The sequence below is a fragment of the Sinorhizobium garamanticum genome, from assembly GCF_029892065.1.
GTDB classification, from domain to species: Bacteria; Pseudomonadota; Alphaproteobacteria; order Rhizobiales; family Rhizobiaceae; genus Sinorhizobium; species Sinorhizobium garamanticum.
This window is the reverse complement of sequence record NZ_CP120373.1, coordinates 2,411,976-2,430,754: the sequence shown is the minus strand read 5'-3', so window position 1 is coordinate 2,430,754 and position 18,779 is coordinate 2,411,976. Positions and strand designations below refer to the sequence as shown.

Genomic DNA, 18,779 nt, shown 5'->3' with positions numbered 1-18,779 from the left:
CAGGCCTATGGCAGAACCGCTCAAGAACCTGTTGCATGCAGGCGTCGTACTTGAAATCGCCACGCAGCTGGGCCGGAATGCGGCCGCATTCGACCGCGAGCGCTTCATTGCGCTCGCGACGCGCGACCTGGATTCGCTCGAACTAATGCAGCGATCGCTGCGGATCCGCGATGCCCTCTTTCAAACGTTGCCCGAAGAGTTCCCTGCCGCCGCCGAGATCCTACGGCGGGCGCTGCCGAGCGACGACGCACCGGGGCTCAGCGGCTGGGCGCTTCTTCCGGTGAACCAGTTCATCGCGGCCCGCGGCCTTGACGATTTCGAACTCTCGCTCGCGCTTCTGCACCGCCTGACACCGCATTTCACCGCGGAATTCGGCATCCGCGCTTTCATCCATCGGGATCAGCAACGGGCGCTGGCCACGATCTCCGGCTGGACCGGCGACAGCAACCATCATGTCCGGCGGCTGGCGAGCGAAGGCACGCGCCCGCGCCTGCCTTGGGCCATGCGGCTGCCGGAACTCATCCGCGATCCGGGCCCGATCCTTCCGATAATTGCCGCGTTGATCGACGACCCGGAAGACTATGTGCGCCGCTCCGTCGCCAACAGCCTCAATGACATCGCCAAAGATCATCCGGACCTCGTCGCGCGGTTCGTGGCCGCGCATGTTGACGGCGCATCGCCGGAACGCCTGAGGTTGCTCCGCCGCGCTTGCCGTACGCTGCTGAAACAGGGACATGTGGAGGCGCTCGCCAATTTCGGTTTCGGTGCATTGTCAGACATCGATGCCAGTTTGACGCTGGGCACACCGCTTGTCCGCCTTGGCGAGCAACTTCGCTTCGGTGTCGAAATACGGAATTCCGGCGCGGCCGGGCAAAAAGTCATGATCGACTACGCCGTGCATCACCAGAAGGCGAACGGCACGACATCGCCGAAAGTGTTCAAGTGGACGACAATGACGCTCGGACCAGGCGCGGTCCTCGAAATCGAGAAACGCCACCCGATCCGCCCGATCACGACGCGGCGTTACTATGCCGGCGCGCACCGGCTGGTCGTTCTGATCAACGGCCAACCGGTGGCTGACGCCGCTTTCGAACTCGTGATCGACTGAAACGTACGGCTTTTCGCACCTGCGAAAAGATAGACCTTGACTTTTCCGGCCAAAACAACGACATGGTCGCAGCGTCACCTTCCGGCCGCCGCGTGAGCGCGCCCTCGGCAACCACTCTCAGCCGTGAAGAAGGAAAAGCGCGAACATTCGCCGCGATCAGCGGCAGCATAGGCGCCTGACGATTTTTCTTTAACCTACAAGTTCCCAATTCACGCGGGGTTCTTGACGCCAGACGACACCGGAATTGCATGCTGCGGTTCCGGCGAGAGCGTTTGGCGCGCCCTAAAGGTATACGCATTGTCCACTTTTAAAGAGCTCGGTCTTTCCGAGCATATTCTGGTGACACTCTCCGCCAATGGTTTCGAAAAGCCGACGCCGATCCAGGCGCAGGCCATTCCGCTGGTCTTGAAAGGCCATGATCTCATCGGCCTCGCACAGACAGGCACCGGCAAGACCGCTGCATTCGGCCTGCCGATGATCGAGAAGCTCGTCGCCGACGGCAAGCGCCCGGATCCGCGCAACATCCGCGCTCTCGTGCTTGCCCCCACCCGCGAACTGGTGAACCAGATCGCAGCCAACCTGAAGCTTTTCGTGAAGAAGAGCCCGCTTAAGATCGGCGTCGTCGTCGGTGGCGTCTCGATAAACAAGCAGACCGAACAGCTCGCCCGCGGCGTCGACATTCTGGTCGCGACCCCTGGCCGTCTCCTCGATCTCGTTGCCCGCAAGGCGGTGACATTGACGCAGGCTCGCTATCTCGTCCTCGACGAGGCCGACCAGATGCTTGACCTCGGCTTCATCCACGACCTGCGCAAGATCTCGAAGCTGGTGCCGAAGAACCGCCAGACGCTGCTCTTCTCCGCGACCATGCCGAAGCTGATCGCCGAGCTTGCCGGCGAGTACCTGACCGATCCGGTCAAGGTCGCTGTCACGCCTCCGGGCAAGGCCGCCGACAAGGTGGAGCAATATGTCCATTTCGTTCCCGGCAAGGATCTGAAGACGGTAATCCTGAAGCAGACGCTGACCGCCAATCCCGATGGCCTGTCGCTGATCTTCAGCCGCACCAAGCATGGCGCCGAGAAGCTGATGAAGCATCTGGACCATGTCGGCTTCAAGGCCGCCTCAATCCATGGCAACAAGAGCCAGGGTCAGCGCGAGCGCGCCTTGAAGGCCTTCCGCGACGGTGAAATCCGGGTGCTCGTCGCGACCGATGTCGCCGCCCGCGGTATCGACATTCCAGGCGTGACCCATGTCTACAACTACGACCTGCCGGAAGTTCCGGACGCCTACGTCCACCGCATCGGCCGCACGGCCCGCAACGGCCGCGACGGCATCGCCATCGCCTTCTGTGCACCGGACGAAATCCGCCTTCTGCGCGACATCGAGAAGTTGATGGGCATCAACATTGCCGTCGCTAGCGGCGAGACCCCTGCCGACCAGGCGCGTCCGTCGAAGGGACGCGGCGGTCGCGGCAATGGCCAGCGTCACGGCAACGGTGGCGGTCACCGGCAGGAAGGGCGCCCGCATCGCGAGCGTCCGGCGCGCGAACCGGCGGCAGCTCCGTCGAGCTTTGCCGGCGACGATCTGCTGCGCGACGAACGGCATCCGCAAAAGCACGACCGCCGCGATCAGCGCCAGCCGGCTCACGGCCATCATGACGGCCGGTCGGAAGGCAACCGCAACCACGAAGGTCGCAAGCACCACGGCCGTCCGGCATCGAAACACGAAGGCCGAAACCACCGTGACGGGCAGTCCGGCAACCGCCAGGAAAGCGGCCGGGGAACCCGTCGCAGCAACAATGGTGTTCGCTAGAGCATTCTTCGTGCGTTCATTTGAACGCACGGCGCTCTACAGCGCCGCGCGTCTTTCAGACGCACAAAGGACGCTGTAGCACTTTGAATCGCTGCATGTTTTTGTCCTTAAATCGAGTACGATTTAAGGAAACATGCAGTAGGGCTGACGTCTGCGCGGCATACATACCAAGCGCGATCGCGGACTTCCGCGGTCGCGCACTAAACTGGGGCCTCTATCAGACGGCTATTTCGGCGGCGGGGCGGACACTCACTTTGGCTCTGCCGGCATCGAACCCATCGAGTGTTTCATTGTGATGCGCCACTATCGCGGGAAACGGTAGGCTTCCCGAGTCCGCCGTCATGTGGCCATCGGCAACCAGCGTCACGTCATATCCGAGCGTAACGGCCCGCCTTACCGTGGTATCGACACAGAACTGCGACATGCATCCGCCAATGATCAGGTGCGTCACGGACCGCTCCTTGAGGCGCTCCGCAAGGTCGGTGTCGAAGAACGAGTCGCAACTCTTCTTGTGAACGACCACGTCGTTTTCCGCCGGCGCGATTTCGTCGCGAATGGCCCATCCGGGTGTACCGACGGCCAGACGATGTTCCGGAGGGCCGTCATGCTGGACGAGCACCACCGGAACGCCAGCAATTCGCGCCTTTTCTTGAAGCGCGCGCAGCCGTATGACGGTCTCGTCCAGCGCCGCATCGATGTGCGGCTGTCGCTCTGGCGTGCCTTTTCCCGAAAGAATGGCGTTTTGAACGTCGATTATCAGCAGTGCTTTGGTCATTTGATTTGGAAGCTCCAAGAATGCCCCGCGGTTTCAGCTATCTATGGCGGCAATGCTTCTGCCTGCAACGATCTAACTGGCCGCAGCGCTTCCGGCACGATCGGCAGATGGCGCCGGGCCGGCGGCCTTTCGGTTGGTAAGATAGACCCCGGTCACGGCGATGATCGTGCCGACGATCATTGGCAGGGTCAGTGCCTCGCCGAAGAAGAGTGCCGCCTGGACGGCCGCAAGCGGCGGCACCAGATAGATCAGCGACGCTGCCCGCGAGACCTGTCCGCGGCGGATGAGATAGAGCAGGAGCGCGATCGCTCCCATGGACAAGCCAAGCACCGACCAGGCCAGCGCGGCGACAAGCTGCAGATTCCAGGTGACATGCAGGTCCTCAAGCGCGAACGCGAGAGGAACCGTGACGATCAGGGCGCCGGCATATTGCAGCGTCGCGATGGCACGGATGTCTCCGTTCTGAAGATGCCGTTTCTGGTAGAGCGTGCCGTAGGTAACGGCCGCCATGCCAAGGACGTTGACGACGACCGGCAGGAACTCAATCTGCGTCGCGGCGGTATCGATTGCCACCATCTTCGGCAGCACCGCGAGCGCAATGCCGAAAAAGCCGAGCACGAGCCCGGCCTGCTGCAGCCGGGTGAGGTTTTCGTTGATCATGAACGGCGCGACGGCCGCGGTCATCAATGGCTGCAGTCCGGCGATGATGCCGGAAATCGCTGCCGGCACACCCTGCCCGATCGCCCACCACACGGCCCCCAGGTAGAGCCCATGGAGGAACATCCCCGACACGATGGCATGACCGATCGTCGTCCAGGAGCGCGGCCAGCGAGCGCCCGTCACCACGCAGAAGCCGATAAAGAGCAGGATCGCGAAGGCATAACGCAGCACAAGAAAGGTCAGCGGATCGGCGAAAAAGGCCGCATATTTGGCGACCACCCAGCCGGTGGACCAGAGCAGGACGAAGATGGCCGGAGCCAGACGGGCAAGCGTCATCGATTTTTCCATGGCTGGGCGTGACCACGGCGAATTAGTCGAGTGCCAGAGGTCGCAAGCTGATACGAGCACGCCCGCCGATAAAGCGCACGCCGCCATCGGTCAAAGCAATTTTTCTGATGCTCACCATCAGCGAATCGGAACCATAAGCCTGAGCGACGAAGTCGAGGGCGAAACGAACCCGGCCTCGTATTCCTCCCGATAGTGGAAATGGGTCGTATCGACGACGTACCCCTCGGCGGCGATCCAGTCGAACATCTTGCTGTAATCCATGAAGACATCCGAGCTCTCGGGACGATGGATCGTCGTTGCCAGACGCATGGCCGGCAATTCCACCTGGTGCGGCTGGGTGAAGGTCCCGTCGTCTTCACCCGCATAGCCGACGAGATAACGGAAGCCGTCCAGCCGATCGTTCCAGGAAAGACCGATCAGCGCCGAATGATCATCGGGATAAACACGCCGGCGATGCTCCTGCGTCTCGGCGATCAGGCGGCGGACGGCACCGTCGGCCGCTTCGACAAAAGTGCCCTCCCAGAGGTGACCTGTGATCCTTTGGGCCGGGCGCTCCACGATTTCGAACGCTATCACCATCTCGCTTCCTCCCATCGCCTCCCGCCGAATGCTCAAATTCTAAGCATCTGCCGATTTCCTAACACACATCGAGAAGTCGCCCTGGAGCCTGCCGCCGGCTGTGGCGGATTTCGGCCGCCCGCGACCGCGGCAGCCACGTCCCGAAAGACATTTAAGGCAGCTCGAAAATTCTTGATCCGCGAATGTGCACGCTTCTTGCATTGCATCAACCATTGTACTCAAATGGTCAAAAATAAGGGGACCACGCCTTTGGCATTTGACGAAATGATGAATGCGGACAGCAGTCCGCGCCAGCCATATTCGACCTACAATGAATGGTATGCCAGCCAGGACAGAAATCGGCTCATAGCGAAATCAAAGGAAGCTGAGAACATCTTCCGCAAGACGGGCATCACCTTCGCGGTCTACGGACACGCAGACTCCTCCGAAAAACTCATCCCCTTCGACCTTATCCCCCGCATCATTTCCGGCCGAGAGTGGCGCAAGCTGGCGCAAGGCATCGAACAGCGGGTCATCGCCCTCAACGCCTTCCTCGACGACATCTACCACAAGCAGGAAATCGTCCGCGCCGGCCGCATCCCGCGCGAACTGATCGAGAAAAACGATGCCTTCCTGCCGCAGATGATCGGCTTCAGGCCGCCGGGCGGCGTCTACACGCATATCGTCGGCACCGATATCGTGCGCACCGGCGAAGACCAGTTCTATGTCCTGGAGGACAATGCCCGCACACCGTCCGGTGTCAGCTACATGCTGGAAAACCGGGAAACCATGATGCAGATGTTTCCGGAGCTATTTCATCAGAACCGCGTGCGGCCGGTCGAGAACTATCCCTACCTGCTTCGCCAGAGCCTCGCCTCGCTGGCGCCGCCCGGCTGCAGCGGCAAGCCGCGGGTGGCTGTGTTGACACCAGGCATCTACAACTCCGCCTTCTATGAACACGCCTTCCTTGCGGACATGATGGGCGTCGAACTGGTAGAAGGCTCGGACCTTCGCGTCATCGACGGCAAGGTGAAGATGCGCACGACGCGCGGCTACGAGGCGATCGACGTGCTCTACCGCCGCGTCGACGACGATTTCCTCGATCCCCTCACCTTCCGCGCCGACTCCGCGCTCGGTATCCCCGGCATCATGGACGTCTACCGGTCCGGCAACATCACCATCGCCAACGCGCCCGGCACCGGCATTTCCGACGACAAGGCGATCTATTCCTACATGCCGGAGATCGTCGAGTTCTATACCGGCCGCAAGCCCTTGCTCGAGAACGTACCGACCTGGCGCTGCTCGGAACCGCAGAGCCTTAAATATGTGCTCGAACACATCGAGGAACTGGTGATCAAGGAAGTTCACGGTTCGGGCGGCTACGGCATGCTCGTCGGCCCGACGGCGACCCGGAAGGAGCGAGCCATTTTTGCCGAAAAGCTGAAGGCGCGCCCCGGCAACTACATCGCCCAGCCGACACTGTCGCTCTCCACCGTTCCGATCCTCGTCAACAAGGGCATCGCTCCTCGCCATGTCGACCTGCGTCCCTACGTCCTCGTCTCTGACAAGGTGCAGATCATTCCCGGCGGCTTGACCCGCGTCGCGCTGAAGGCCGGCTCCCTGGTGGTCAATTCCAGCCAGGGCGGCGGCACCAAGGACACCTGGGTATTGGAGGACTGACGCGATGCTGGGAAGAACTGCGAATGGCCTCTACTGGATGTTCCGCCATATCGAGCGCGCGGAAAACGGCGCCCGCCTGATCGATGCGGGCCTGCGCATGTCGCTGACCCGCAGCGAAGCGACCGAGGGCGACTGGGACGGTGTGCTGCAGAGCGCCGGTGTGCGCGAGCTCTATGACGAGGTGCACGACACGCTGACGAGCAGCGATGCCATCGACTTCCTGCTGCGTGATCGCGCCAACCCTTCGAGCGTCATGTCCTGCATAGAGGCGGGCCGCCACAATGCGCGCATGGTCCGCACGGCGCTGACGCGCGAGACCTGGGAAGCGACCAACGAATGCTGGATCGAGATGAAGGCGATGCTGGCGAAAAAGGCGCGGCCCGCCGATATGCCCGAGATCATCGACACAATCAAGCGCCGCGCCGGTCTCATCCGCGGCGCCTTCCACGGCACGATGCTGAGGAACGAGATCTTCAACTTCTCGCGCATCGGAACCTTCATCGAGCGGGCGGACAATACGGCGCGCATTCTCGACGTGAAGTATTACGTGCTGCTGCCAGCCGTCGCCGCCGTCGGGTCATCGATGGACAACGTGCAGTGGGAATCGATCCTGCGCTCCGTCTCAGCCCACCGCGCCTATGGCTGGGTCTACGACGCCGAACTCAGGCCGGCGAACATCGCCGACTTCCTGATCTCCAACGGACGCATGCCGCGCTCGCTCGCCTATTGCTACGAAAAGATCGTCAGCAATCTCGGCTATCTCGCGCGCGAGTACGGCGAGACGCACGCGGCCCATGAGACCGCCGAGCAGACGCTCGCGTCGCTGCGCAGCCGCTCGATGACCGACATCATGGACCAAGGCCTGCACGAATATCTCGAGGAATTCATCAGCGACAACAACCGTCTGGGCCAGGAAATTTCCGACGGTTATCGGTTTTATCACTGAGCTTCAGGAGAAGAACATGCACCTGAAAATCAGCCACACGACCGAATATCACTATGATGAGCCGGTGCAATATTCACTTCGGCGGCTGCGACTGACGCCGACGACCCAGGTGGGTCAAACGGTCCTGAACTGGGAGACCCGCGTCGAGGGTGCGGCTGTCGAGGTGGCCTACGACGACCACTTCGGCAATCGCACGCATCTCGTCAGTATTGAAGGAGACCGCGAGGCCATTCGGATCGTGGCGAGCGGCGAAGTGGAGACGGAGGATCGCGCCGGCGTTTTCGGCCCGCACCACTCCTTCGTGCCACTATGGCTTTATGCGCGCGAGACGCCGCTCAGCAAAGCGGGGAAGCTGATCCGCGACCTCGCGAAGTCGGCCGAAGGCGAGACCGATCTCGAGCGCGTCCATTCGCTGATGGCCATCATTCACGAAACGGTCGAATACAAGCCCGGCGACACGCAGACCGAGACCACCGCCGAAGAGGCGTTGGAGCGCGGCAAGGGTGTCTGTCAGGATCATGCTCATATCCTGATTTCCGCCGCCCGCACGCTCGGCCTTCCCGCCCGCTATCTCTCCGGCTATCTCATGACCGAGGGCCATCCCGAGCAGACGGCGAGCCATGCCTGGGCGGAGATCCATCTCGCCGGCCTCGGCTGGGTCGGCTTCGACGCCGCCAACAAGATCTGCCCCGACGACCGCTATGTCCGGATCGCCTCAGGCCTCTGCTACCGGGATGCCGCGCCGATTTCCGGGCTCGTGCACGGCGCCGCCAGTGAGAGGCTGAAGGTGGCGGTAACGGTCGAAAAGCAGGGGCAGACGCAAAGCCAGGCGCAAGGCGAGCAGAGCCAAACGCAGAGCCAATAGTGCTTCGCGTTAGTACTCCGAGCCTATTGCCATGCACCGCCACCTCAACAAAAAGACAGCCCCGCTTGTGATTGCTCTCTCGTTTTCCGCATTCACCGCGGTGCTTTTAACCTTTGCCTTCGTTCTTCTTCGGTGCAGCAGCGAATTGTCGAGCGGAAAATTGAGAGGTCTTTTCAGGGTTTATGAGCGTATGCATCCGCCTCACCGGCCACCTTCTCCCCGCAAGCGGGGCGAAGGGAGACTCGCGGCGACCACCTAAGTACCCTCTCCCCGCTGGCGGGGAGAGGGTTAGGGTGAGGGACAATCCGGTGAGGATTTGAAGGCGAAAGGCAACGGCCCTCCGCCAACTCATCAATGGCTGTCGCGGTCCATCGGGATGCGATCCCCGCGTGCGCCGACGAGGAAGTCGAGGTCGGCACCGGTGTCGGCCTGCATGACCGTCTTGATGTAGAGCCCGCCGTAACCGCCCGTGAGCGGCTGAACGGGCGATACCCAAGCCAGGCGGCGGCGGGCAAGCTCCTCATCCGAAACGTCGAGGTGCAGCGTGCGGTTCGGGATATCGACTTCGATCAGGTCGCCGTTTTGGACGAGCGCCAGCGGCCCGCCCTCGGCCGCCTCCGGGGCGGTGTGGAGGATGACGGTGCCGTAGGCCGTGCCCGACATGCGCGCATCGGAAATGCGGATCATGTCGGTGATGCCCTTCTTCAGCACCTTGGGCGGCAGGCCCATGTTGCCGACTTCGGCCATGCCCGGATAACCCTTGGGGCCGCAATATTTCAGCACCATGATGCAGTTCTCGTCGATGTCGAGATCGTCACGGTTGATGCGCGCGTGATAGTCCTCGATGCTCTCGAAGACGACGGCGCGGCCTTTGTGCTGCATCAGGTGGGGCGAAGCGGCGGACGGCTTCAGCACGGCGCCCCGCGGGGCAAGGTTGCCGCGCAGCACCGCGATGCCGCCCGCCTTCGTTAGCGCCTTTTCGCGCGGCAGGATCACGTCTTCGTTGTAATTGACGACGCCCTTGACGTCGTTCCAGATCGTGTCGCCGCTGACCGTGATGGCGTCGTTATGAAGGAGCCCCATCTCGGCGACGGCCTTGATGACAACCGGCAGGCCGCCGGCGTAATAGAACTCCTCCATCAGGTACTTGCCCGACGGCTGCAGGTTGACGATCGTCGGCACGTCGCGGCCGAGCCGATCCCAGTCATCGAGCGAAAGATCGACGCCGACACGGCCGGCAAGCGCGAGCAGGTGCAACACCGCGTTGGTGGAGCCGCCGACCGCGCCGTTGACGCGGATGGCGTTTTCGAAGGCCTGCTTGGTCAGGATGTCGGAAGGCCTCAGGTCTTCCTTGACCATTTCGACGATGCGGCGGCCGGTGAGCTGAGAAATTACCCGGCGGCGCGCATCAACGGCGGGGATGGCGGCGTTGCCGGAGAGCGTCATGCCGAGCGCTTCGGCCATCGACGCCATGGTCGAAGCCGTGCCCATGGTCATACAGCTTCCGGCAGAACGGGCCATGCCCTGCTCGGCGTCCATGAACTCTTCCAGCGTCATTTCGCCGGACTTGACCATTTCGGAAAACTGCCAGACAGCGGTGCCCGAACCGACATCCTTGCCGCGCCACTTGCCGTTGAGCATCGGTCCGCCGGAGACGACGATCGCCGGAATATCGACGCTCGCCGCCCCCATCAGAAGGCTAGGCGTGGTCTTGTCACAGCCGCCGAGCAGCACGACGCCATCGACCGGGTTGCCGCGGATCGCTTCTTCGACATCCATGGCCGCGAGGTTGCGGAACATCATCGCCGTAGGCCTGAGTGTGCTTTCGCCCGTCGAGAAGACCGGGAATTCCACCGGGAATCCGCCCGCCTCGTAGACGCCGCGCTTTACGCGCTCCGCAAGGTCACGCAGATGCGCATTGCAGGGCGTGAGCTCGGACCAGGTGTTGCAGATGCCGATGATCGGCCGACCGTCGAAGGTATCGGCGGGTAGCCCCTGGTTCTTCATCCAGGAGCGATGCATGATGGCATTCTTGCCCGTACCGCCGAACCATTCCTGCGAACGGAGTTTGCGCGGCCACTCAGCTTTCTTCTTCATCGTTTCCTCTTTAACCCCGCATCGCGGGCGGGCAATACCACGCTGGCGTTAGGCCAGCGTGTAGGCTGTCTTGACAGTTGTGTAGAATTCGGCGGCGTATTTGCCCTGCTCGCGCGAGCCGTAGGACGAGCCCTTGCGGCCGCCGAACGGCACGTGGAAATCGACGCCGGCGGTCGGCAGGTTGACCATCACCATGCCGGCCTCGGCATTGCGCTTGAAATGCGTCGCATGCTTGAGGCTGGTGGTGGCGATGCCGGAGGACAGCCCGAACGGCGTGTCGTTGGCAACGGCAAGCGCCTCGTCGTAGTCCTTCACCCGGATCACCGCCGCCACCGGGCCAAAGATTTCCTCGCGGGATATGCGCATCTGATTGGTCGCCTCGGTGAACAGCGCCGGCTGCAGATAGAAGCCGGGCGTGTCGCGGGCAATCAGTTCGCCGCCGAAGGCGAGCCTGGCGCCTTCCTGCTGGCCGATGGCGATATAGTCGGTGTCCTGGTTCAACTGGCCCTGATCGACGACCGGACCGATATGGGTGCCGGCCTTCAAGGCGTCGTCGACGACAAGACCGTGCATCCGCTCGGCCATCGCCGCGACGAACTTATCGTGGATGCCTTCGGTGACGATCAGCCGCGACGAGGCGGTGCAGCGCTGGCCGGTCGAGAAGAAGGCGGAATTGACCGCCGCCTCGACGGCGACCGCAAGGTCGGCGTCATCGAGCACGACGAACGGGTTCTTGCCGCCCATCTCCAGCTGGAATTTGCGGTTGTGCTCGACCGAGGCGGCGGCGACACGTTTGCCGGTGCCGACCGAGCCGGTGAAGGTGATCGCCTGCAGGTCGGGGCTGTCGAGCATCGCCTGGCCGACGACCGAGCCCTTGCCCATGACGAGGTTCAACACCCCCTTGGGCAGACCGGCGCGGTGGAGAATATCGACGATCGCCCACGAGCAGCCGGGCACCAGTTCGGCCGGCTTGAAGACGACGGTGTTGCCGTAGCAAAGCGCCGGGGCAATCTTCCAGGCGGGAATGGCGATCGGAAAGTTCCACGGGGTGATGATGCCGACGACGCCGACTGGCTCGCGGGTGATCTCGACACCGATATTGGGCCGCACCGACGGGATGACCTCGCCGGCCAGCCGCAGAGCTTCGCCGGCGAAGAAGTCGAAGATCTGGCCGGCCCGCACCGTCTCGCCGATGCCCTCGGCCAGCGTCTTGCCCTCCTCGCGCGACAACAGCCGCCCGAGTTCGTCCTTGCGCGCCAGGATCTCGTCGGCGGTCTTCTTTAAGATCGCGTGGCGCTCGAGGATGCCGGAGCGCGACCAGGCCGGAAACGCCGCCTTGGCCGCCGCGATCGCGGCTAACGCGTCGTCGGCGCTGGCGCGGGCATAGTCGCCGATGACATCGTTGGTGTTCGACGGATTGATGTTGGCAACGCCATCCGTGCCGACCCATTCGCCGGCGATCAGGTTCTGATGAAGTGTCATGGGCTCTGAGCCTCCTTGTCTTCTTGACGCAACCGGCCGCCCTCGCGGCCTGCGGCTGCCGTAGCAGATATATCAGAGTTGGCGTATTGCGATCTCTTCCTCTGCCGCAATCGCCAGCGGATTGCGCAACGGCAGGCCGAATTCCCCGGCCTCGATCTCGAATACGTCGCCCTCCTCAGTCCGGATGCCGTCGCCGAAGGAAAGCGTCGCCGTGCCGAACATGTGCACATGCACGTCGCCCGGCACACGGAAGAGACCGTACTTGAAATGGTGATATTCGAGGTTGGCGAAGCTGTGCGACATGTTCGCTTCGCCGGAAAGGAACGGCTTTTCCCACAGTACCTCGCCGCCGCGCAGGATGCGCGAGGTGCCGCGAATGTCGTCAGGCGCCACACCGATGCGAATTTCCGGCCCGAAGCTCGCCTGGCGCAGCTTCGAATGCGCGAGCCAGAGATAATTGACCCGTTCCGTCTTGTGATCGGAAAACTCGTTGGCGACGGCAAAGCCGAGGCGGTAGGGCACGCCCTTGTCCGAGATGACATAGATGCCGGCCATTTCCGGTTCCTCGCCACCATCTTCGGCAAAGGCGGGCGACGTCAGCGGTTGGCCCGGGGCGACCGCGGCGATGCCGTTGCCCTTGTAGAACCATTCCGGCTGGACGCCCTTTTCGCCCGGCTTCGGCTTGCCGCCTTCGAGTCCCATGCGGAACATCTTCATCGAATCGGTCAGCGTCTCTTCCACGGCCTCGGCCGTCTTCTTGTGCATGGCGTCGCGGGTCGCCGCCGAGCCGAGATGGGTCAAGCCGGTTCCGGTCAGATGCAGGTGCGCGGGATCAGGATGAGTGATAGGTGAAAGAAGCCGGCCTTCCGCATACGCCTTCTCGAGATCGACCGTATCGCCCAGACCGCGGGCGTCGATCACCTCCTTGAGGCTCTTGCCGCCGTTGGCCGCCTCCATTGCCAGTGCGTAGACGCTTTCCGCCCCCTTGACGACGCGAGCCATCTCGCCCGGCGAGCGAACGGCGACGGCGATCGATCCATCTTCCTTCCTGACCTGAGAAATCAGCACGTTCCTGTCCTTCCTGTCGAACTGGGCTGCCTGCCATTCATGATGCAGGCAATGCGCCGCCCTGAGGGTGAGTTGCGTCACCCAATCCAGCGGCCGCAGCCGCCCGTTTCTGTTTCTGGTTCAATGCTGGCTGATCGGAGAACCGGTCAACCTTTGCCTTTGTTCTTGTTGTAGACGTCGAAGAATACGGCTGCGAGCAGCACGAGACCCTTGATCAGCTGCTGGTAGTCGATGCCGATGCCCATGATCGACATGCCGTTGTTCATCACGCCCATGATGAAGGCGCCGATTACGGCACCGGTGATCTTGCCGACGCCGCCCGAAGCCGACGCTCCACCGATGAAGCAGGCCGCGATGACGTCGAGTTCGAAACCGACGCCTGCCTTCGGAGTGGCCGAGTTCAACCGCGCCGTGATGATCATGCCGGCAAGGGCGGCGAGCACGCCCATGTTCACGAAGGCGTAGAAGGTCAGTCGTTCGGTGTTGATGCCGGAGAGCTTGGCCGCCTTCTCGTTGCCGCCCATCGCATAGATCCGGCGGCCGATCGTCGTACGCGTGGTGACGAACGTGTACAAGGCGATCAGCACGCCCATGACAATAAGGACGTTCGGCAGGCCGCGATAGGTCGAGAGCTGGAAACCGAGGAACAGGGCGACGACGCCGATGACCGCCATCTGGATGGCGAAAAAGACGAAAGGCTCGTTCTCGGTGCCGTGCTGCTCGTTGATCCGGCGATTGCGGAAGCCGGCGTAGATGGCATAGGCCACCAGCGCGATGACCGCGAACAAAGCCACATAGTTCTTGATGAGACTGGTCGCCGGATCGGAGAGTGACAGGAAGTCCGGGATGAAGCCCGTCGAAAGCAGCTGGAATTCCTTCGGGAACGGCCCGATCGGGCGTCCGCCTAGCACCACATAGGTGAGACCGCGGAAAACCAGCATGCCCGCAAGGGTGACGATGAATGAGGGAATCTTCTGATAGGCGACCCAGTAGCCCTGTGCGGCCCCCATGATACCGCCGAGGATCAGACAGGCGGGCACCACGATCGCGAAATGAACCTGCCATTTGACCAGCATGATCGCAGAGATCGCGCCGATGAAGGCCACGATCGAGCCGACGGATAGATCGATATGGCCGGCGACGATGATCAGCAGCATGCCCAGCGCCATGATGACGATGAACGAGTTCTGCAGCACCAGGTTCGTGATGTTCACGGGCCTGAAGAGAACGCCGTCGGTCACGAACTGGAAGAACAGCATGATGATCACGAGCGCGACCAGAAGGCCGTATTCGCGGATATTGTTCCTGAGATAATCGCCGATCGACGGTTTGGTGGTATGGGTGCTCGTATCGGCGACCATTAGTGTTTCTCCCCTGAACGCATGATGGCACGCATGATGGATTCCTGGCTTGCTTCTTCCTTGGAAAGCTCTGCCACGATGCGCCCTTCGTTCATGACATAGATGCGATCGCAGGTCCCGAGTAGTTCCGGCATCTCCGACGAAATCATCAGGATGCCTTTGCCCTCGGCCGCGAGTTGGTTGATGATGGTGTAGATTTCATACTTCGCGCCGATGTCGATGCCGCGTGTCGGCTCATCGAGTATGAGAACCTCCGGGTTGGTGAACAGCCACTTGGACAGAACCACCTTCTGCTGATTGCCGCCAGAGAGATTCACCGTCTCCTGATAGATCGAATGCGAACGGATCCGGAGCTTGGAGCGATAGTCCGCAGCGACCTTTCTCTCTTTGCGCTCATCGATGACGCCGTTCGACGCGACCGCGCTCAGGTTGGCAAGCGTCGTGTTATCCTTGATGTTGTTGATCAGCACGAGACCGAGCTGCTTGCGGTCTTCCGTGACATAGGCAAGGCCCGCCTTGATCGCGCGCGGAATCGTGCTCACGTCCACAGGATTGCCGCGCATGGTCACCTCGCCGGTAATCTTGTGCCCCCACGACTTGCCGAAGATGCTCATCACCGTTTCGGTGCGGCCGGCGCCCATCAGCCCGGCGATGCCGACGACCTCGCCGGCGCGGACGTTGAAGCTGACATCATGCAGGAACTGCCGGTCGCGGTGGTGCTGGTGGTAGACGTTCCAGTTCTTGACCTCGAGCAGCGTGTCGCCAATCTTCGGTTCGCGCGCCGGATAGCGATCCTCCATGGCGCGACCGACCATGCCCTTGATGATCCGGTCCTCGCTGATGTCTTCCTTGTGACAGTCGAGCGTTTCCACCGTGCCGCCGTCACGCAGAATGGTGATCTGGTCCGCAACCTTCTTAATCTCGTTCAGCTTGTGCGAGATGATAATCGACGTCATGCCCTGCTTGCGAAATTCCATGAGCAGCTTCAGAAGCGCGTCGGAATCGGTCTCGTTGAGCGAGGCGGTCGGTTCGTCGAGGATCAGCAGCCGGACCTTCTTGGAAAGGGCCTTGGCGATCTCCACCAGTTGCTGCTTGCCGACGCCGATGTCGGTGATGAGCGTCGCCGGCGACTCGCTCAGGCCCACCTTTTTCAGCAGCTCCTGCGTGCGGGCAAAGGTCTGCGGCCAGTGGATCACGCCTTTGCTGGCGATCTCGTTGCCAAGAAAGATGTTCTCGGCGATCGAGAGCAGCGGGACGAGCGCCAGTTCCTGATGGATGATGATGATGCCGAGATGCTCACTGTCAGAGATCGTGCTGAAGCGGCGCTCCTCGCCGTCATAATGGATCTCACCTTCGTAGGTTCCGGCGGGATAGACGCCGCTCAGCACCTTCATCAAGGTCGACTTGCCGGCGCCATTTTCACCCACAAGAGCGTGAATTTCACCTTCGCGGACCTTGAAACTGACATTGTCCAGCGCCTTGACGCCGGGAAACGTCTTGGTGATGCCCCGCATTTCGAGAATGATATTGTCCATGTTCAGTCATTCCAGCGGCAATCTGCGAGAGACTACAGACTCCCTCACCCAGATAAAAGGGTCCGCAATGGATCGCGGACCCTCCATGTTCGACGGGATCAGTTGTTGATCTGGTCTTCCGTGTAATAGCCGGAGCCGACAAGGACTTCCTTGGCGTTGGACTTGTCAACCGAAACCGGCTTCAAGAGGTAGGACGGAACAACCTTGACGCCGTTTTCATAGGTCTTGGTGTCGTTCACTTCCGGCTCTTTGCCATCCATGATCGCGTTGACCATGTTGACCGTGACCTTGGCGAGTTCGCGGGTGTCCTTGAAGACGGTCGAATGCTGTTCGTCGGCAAGGATCGACTTGACCGACGGCAACTCCGCATCCTGACCGGTGACGATCGGCATCGGCATGTCGCCGGAGCCGTAGCCGACACCCTTCAGAGCCGAAATGATGCCGATCGAGAGGCCGTCATAGGGCGAGAGAACGCCATCGACCTTGGCATCGGTGTAGGTGGACGACAGCAGGTTTTCCATGCGAGCCTGAGCAACGGCACCATCCCAACGCAGCGTGCCGACCTGATCCATGCCCACCTGCCCGGACTTCACGACAATCTTGCCGCTGTCGATCAACGGCTGAAGAACCGACATGGCGCCGTCATAGAAGAAGAAGGCGTTGTTGTCGTCCGGCGAGCCGCCAAAAAGTTCGATGTTCTTCGGCTCGGTGGCGCTGTCGAGCTTCAGGCCTTCAACGAGCGATGTCGCCTGCAGCACGCCGACCTGGAAGTTGTCGAAGGTCGCGTAATAATCGACATTGCCCGAGTCGCGGATCAGACGGTCGTAAGCGATGACCTTGACGCCGGCGTCGGCTGCTTTCTGCAGGATGTCGGAGAGTGTCGTGCCGTCGATGGCGCCGATCACGAGGACCTTGGCGCCCTTGGTCACCATGTTCTCGATCTGGGCGAGCTGGTTCGGAATGTCGTCGTCAGCGAACTGCAGGTCCGGCGTGTAGCCGGCTTCCTTGAAAAGCTTCTCCATGGTTTCGCCATCGGAGATCCAGCGCGTCGACGTCTTGGTCGGCATGGAGATGCCAACCGTGCCCTTGTCCTGTGCGAAGACCGGTGCAGCAAACGACGCGACGGTGAACGCCGCGGCTGCGAGAAGCGAAGTAATCAATTTCATCAGATCTCTCCCTGAGTGTTGAAGCCGGCAGGCCCCGTCATATGCGCAGCGATCCACCGGCCCGGAGAGTTGGTCTCCGGCGGTGGTTCAAGGTGAAGGAAAGCCCTCCCGGCCCCACATACTCCCGCATGCACTGACGCATCGGAAGGGAAACTGGAATCAATCGACATAACTGTCAAATACAATATCGATTTGCATGCATATCAAATCTGGTATACCACGCAAAAAGAGTGTGATTATTGAAGCTTCCCGAAAACAGGACCGGTGCCGTGACAGTAGACAGCAGGGCGAATGCCGCAGGCATGGCGGACGAACTCCTCGATACCGGCATATTGCGGTCGGGGCTGAAGATCAATCACCTGAGACTCATCCTGGCGATCGAGGATCACCGTCGCATCAGCACCGCCGCCGATTCGCTCGGCATTTCGCAACCGGCTGCATCGCGGATGCTCGCCGAGATCGAAGCAATCATGAAGGCGCCGATCTGCGAACGCGTGGCGCGCGGCGTCGAATTGACGCGTTACGGCGAAGCACTTGCGCGACGTGCCCGCACGATCTTTCTCGAACTGCGAGAGGCCGCCCGCGAAATCAATGAATTGAAGACCGGCAGCGGCGGTTCGGTATCGCTGGGCTCGGTGACCGGCCCCGCCCTCAATCTCGCCGTACCGGCCATCCGCCAGGTTTCGACCGCCTATCCCGGCATCGAGATCAACGTGCAGATCGACAACAGCAATGTGCTGACGCGCGAACTCCTGGCGGCGCGCCACGACTTCGTCGTCGGCCGTATTCCCGACGATCTCAACCCTCGTCTCTTCAATATGGTGGAGATCGGTTTCGAGGAAGTCTGCCTCATCGTTCGCGAAGGCCATCCCCTACTCGACAAGCCACTTGTCAATGCCGAGGACCTGCCGGGTTACGACTGGGTGTTTCAGCCGCCGGGCACGCTGTTGCGCCGTGCGGTCGAGGACAGCTTCGTCTCCGCCGGCGTCCGGCTGCCGGCAACCGTTATCAACACGTCCTCGATCATCCTGACGCTGTCGATCGTTCGAAACACCAATGCAATTGCGCCAGTCGCTCTCGACGTCGCAAACCTTGTCGCCGGCAACGGGACGCCCGCCGGCGATATTCGCGTACTGCCGACGCAATTCCCGATACGCATCAAGCCCTACGGCCTCATCACCGCCGAAGGCCGTGCCCTGCCGCCGAGCGCAAAGCTGCTCTACGACCTGATCCTGAAGCAAAGCAGAGCGTGATCAGGTCCGCATAACCCTCACAGGCCAGGATGGCCGAAGAATCTTGCTTCGTCGGTCGCGCTAAAGCA

15 protein-coding genes are annotated in these 18,779 nt (G+C 61.6%); 6 read left to right on the top strand and 9 right to left on the bottom strand.

From position 1 onward, the window contains the following. Positions 1-7 precede the first annotated feature (7 nt). On the top strand, positions 8-1,108 hold the full coding sequence (locus tag PZN02_RS11310) for a DNA alkylation repair protein (protein ID WP_280658091.1): 1,101 nt from the start codon (positions 8-10) through the stop codon (positions 1,106-1,108). Positions 1,109-1,405: 297 nt separating this feature from the next. Next, a complete protein-coding gene (locus tag PZN02_RS11305; RefSeq protein WP_280658090.1) occupies positions 1,406-2,917 on the top strand; it encodes a DEAD/DEAH box helicase in 1,512 nt (503 codons plus the stop codon). A gap of 217 nt (positions 2,918-3,134) precedes the next feature. Here the strand turns inward: PZN02_RS11305 and PZN02_RS11300 are convergent, their stop codons facing one another. The 3 genes from PZN02_RS11300 to PZN02_RS11290 all read right to left on the bottom strand — a co-directional run bounded on the left by PZN02_RS11300 (position 3,135) and on the right by PZN02_RS11290 (position 5,279). Further along, entirely contained in the window at positions 3,135-3,692 is a 558-nt protein-coding gene (locus tag PZN02_RS11300; protein ID WP_280658089.1) for a cysteine hydrolase family protein, read from the bottom strand. Positions 3,693-3,764: 72 nt separating this feature from the next. After that, positions 3,765-4,688 (bottom strand): DMT family transporter, encoded by a 924-nt coding sequence (locus PZN02_RS11295; protein ID WP_280658088.1) that lies wholly within the window; start codon positions 4,686-4,688, stop codon positions 3,765-3,767. 129 nt (positions 4,689-4,817) lie between these two features. Beyond that, positions 4,818-5,279 (bottom strand): GyrI-like domain-containing protein, encoded by a 462-nt coding sequence (locus tag PZN02_RS11290; protein WP_280658087.1) that lies wholly within the window; start codon positions 5,277-5,279, stop codon positions 4,818-4,820. Between the two features lie 264 nt (positions 5,280-5,543). Here PZN02_RS11290 and PZN02_RS11285 point away from each other — a divergent pair, with 264 nt between their 5' ends. The 3 genes from PZN02_RS11285 to PZN02_RS11275 are packed head-to-tail and all read left to right on the top strand — an operon-like array spanning position 5,544 to position 8,749. Then, positions 5,544-6,938 (top strand): circularly permuted type 2 ATP-grasp protein, encoded by a 1,395-nt coding sequence (locus PZN02_RS11285; protein WP_280661466.1) that lies wholly within the window; start codon positions 5,544-5,546, stop codon positions 6,936-6,938. Between the two features lie 4 nt (positions 6,939-6,942). Beyond that, positions 6,943-7,884, top strand: a complete 942-nt coding sequence (locus PZN02_RS11280) for an alpha-E domain-containing protein (RefSeq protein WP_280658086.1) — start codon at positions 6,943-6,945, stop codon at positions 7,882-7,884. 16 nt (positions 7,885-7,900) lie between these two features. Further along, on the top strand, positions 7,901-8,749 hold the full coding sequence (locus PZN02_RS11275) for a transglutaminase family protein (protein WP_280658085.1): 849 nt from the start codon (positions 7,901-7,903) through the stop codon (positions 8,747-8,749). Positions 8,750-9,100: 351 nt separating this feature from the next. Here the strand turns inward: PZN02_RS11275 and araD are convergent, their stop codons facing one another. The 6 genes from araD to chvE all read right to left on the bottom strand — a co-directional run bounded on the left by araD (position 9,101) and on the right by chvE (position 17,458). Next, a complete protein-coding gene (araD, locus tag PZN02_RS11270; RefSeq protein ID WP_280658084.1) occupies positions 9,101-10,846 on the bottom strand; it encodes an L-arabinonate dehydratase in 1,746 nt (581 codons plus the stop codon). Between the two features lie 48 nt (positions 10,847-10,894). Continuing rightward, entirely contained in the window at positions 10,895-12,328 is a 1,434-nt protein-coding gene (locus PZN02_RS11265; protein WP_280658083.1) for an aldehyde dehydrogenase family protein, read from the bottom strand. Between the two features lie 72 nt (positions 12,329-12,400). Beyond that, positions 12,401-13,396, bottom strand: a complete 996-nt coding sequence (gene araD1 / locus PZN02_RS11260) for an AraD1 family protein (RefSeq protein WP_280661465.1) — start codon at positions 13,394-13,396, stop codon at positions 12,401-12,403. Between the two features lie 146 nt (positions 13,397-13,542). After that, positions 13,543-14,757, bottom strand: coding sequence for a multiple monosaccharide ABC transporter permease (gene mmsB, locus PZN02_RS11255; RefSeq protein WP_280658082.1), 1,215 nt, complete (start codon positions 14,755-14,757; stop codon positions 13,543-13,545). Further along, a complete protein-coding gene (gene mmsA / locus PZN02_RS11250) occupies positions 14,757-16,292 on the bottom strand; it encodes a multiple monosaccharide ABC transporter ATP-binding protein (protein ID WP_280658081.1) in 1,536 nt (511 codons plus the stop codon). The genes mmsB and mmsA overlap by 1 nt, the downstream gene beginning before the upstream one ends. A 98-nt stretch (positions 16,293-16,390) precedes the next feature. Then, the gene (chvE, locus tag PZN02_RS11245; RefSeq protein ID WP_280658080.1) at positions 16,391-17,458 is read right to left on the bottom strand and encodes a multiple monosaccharide ABC transporter substrate-binding protein; all 1,068 of its coding nucleotides are present in this window, start codon (positions 17,456-17,458) and stop codon (positions 16,391-16,393) included. 302 nt (positions 17,459-17,760) lie between these two features. Here chvE and PZN02_RS11240 point away from each other — a divergent pair, with 302 nt between their 5' ends. After that, positions 17,761-18,711 carry a LysR family transcriptional regulator gene (locus PZN02_RS11240; RefSeq protein ID WP_280661464.1) on the top strand — a complete coding sequence of 317 codons (951 nt, stop codon included), beginning with the start codon at positions 17,761-17,763 and terminating at the stop codon, positions 18,709-18,711. The last annotated feature ends 68 nt before the right edge of the window (positions 18,712-18,779 follow it).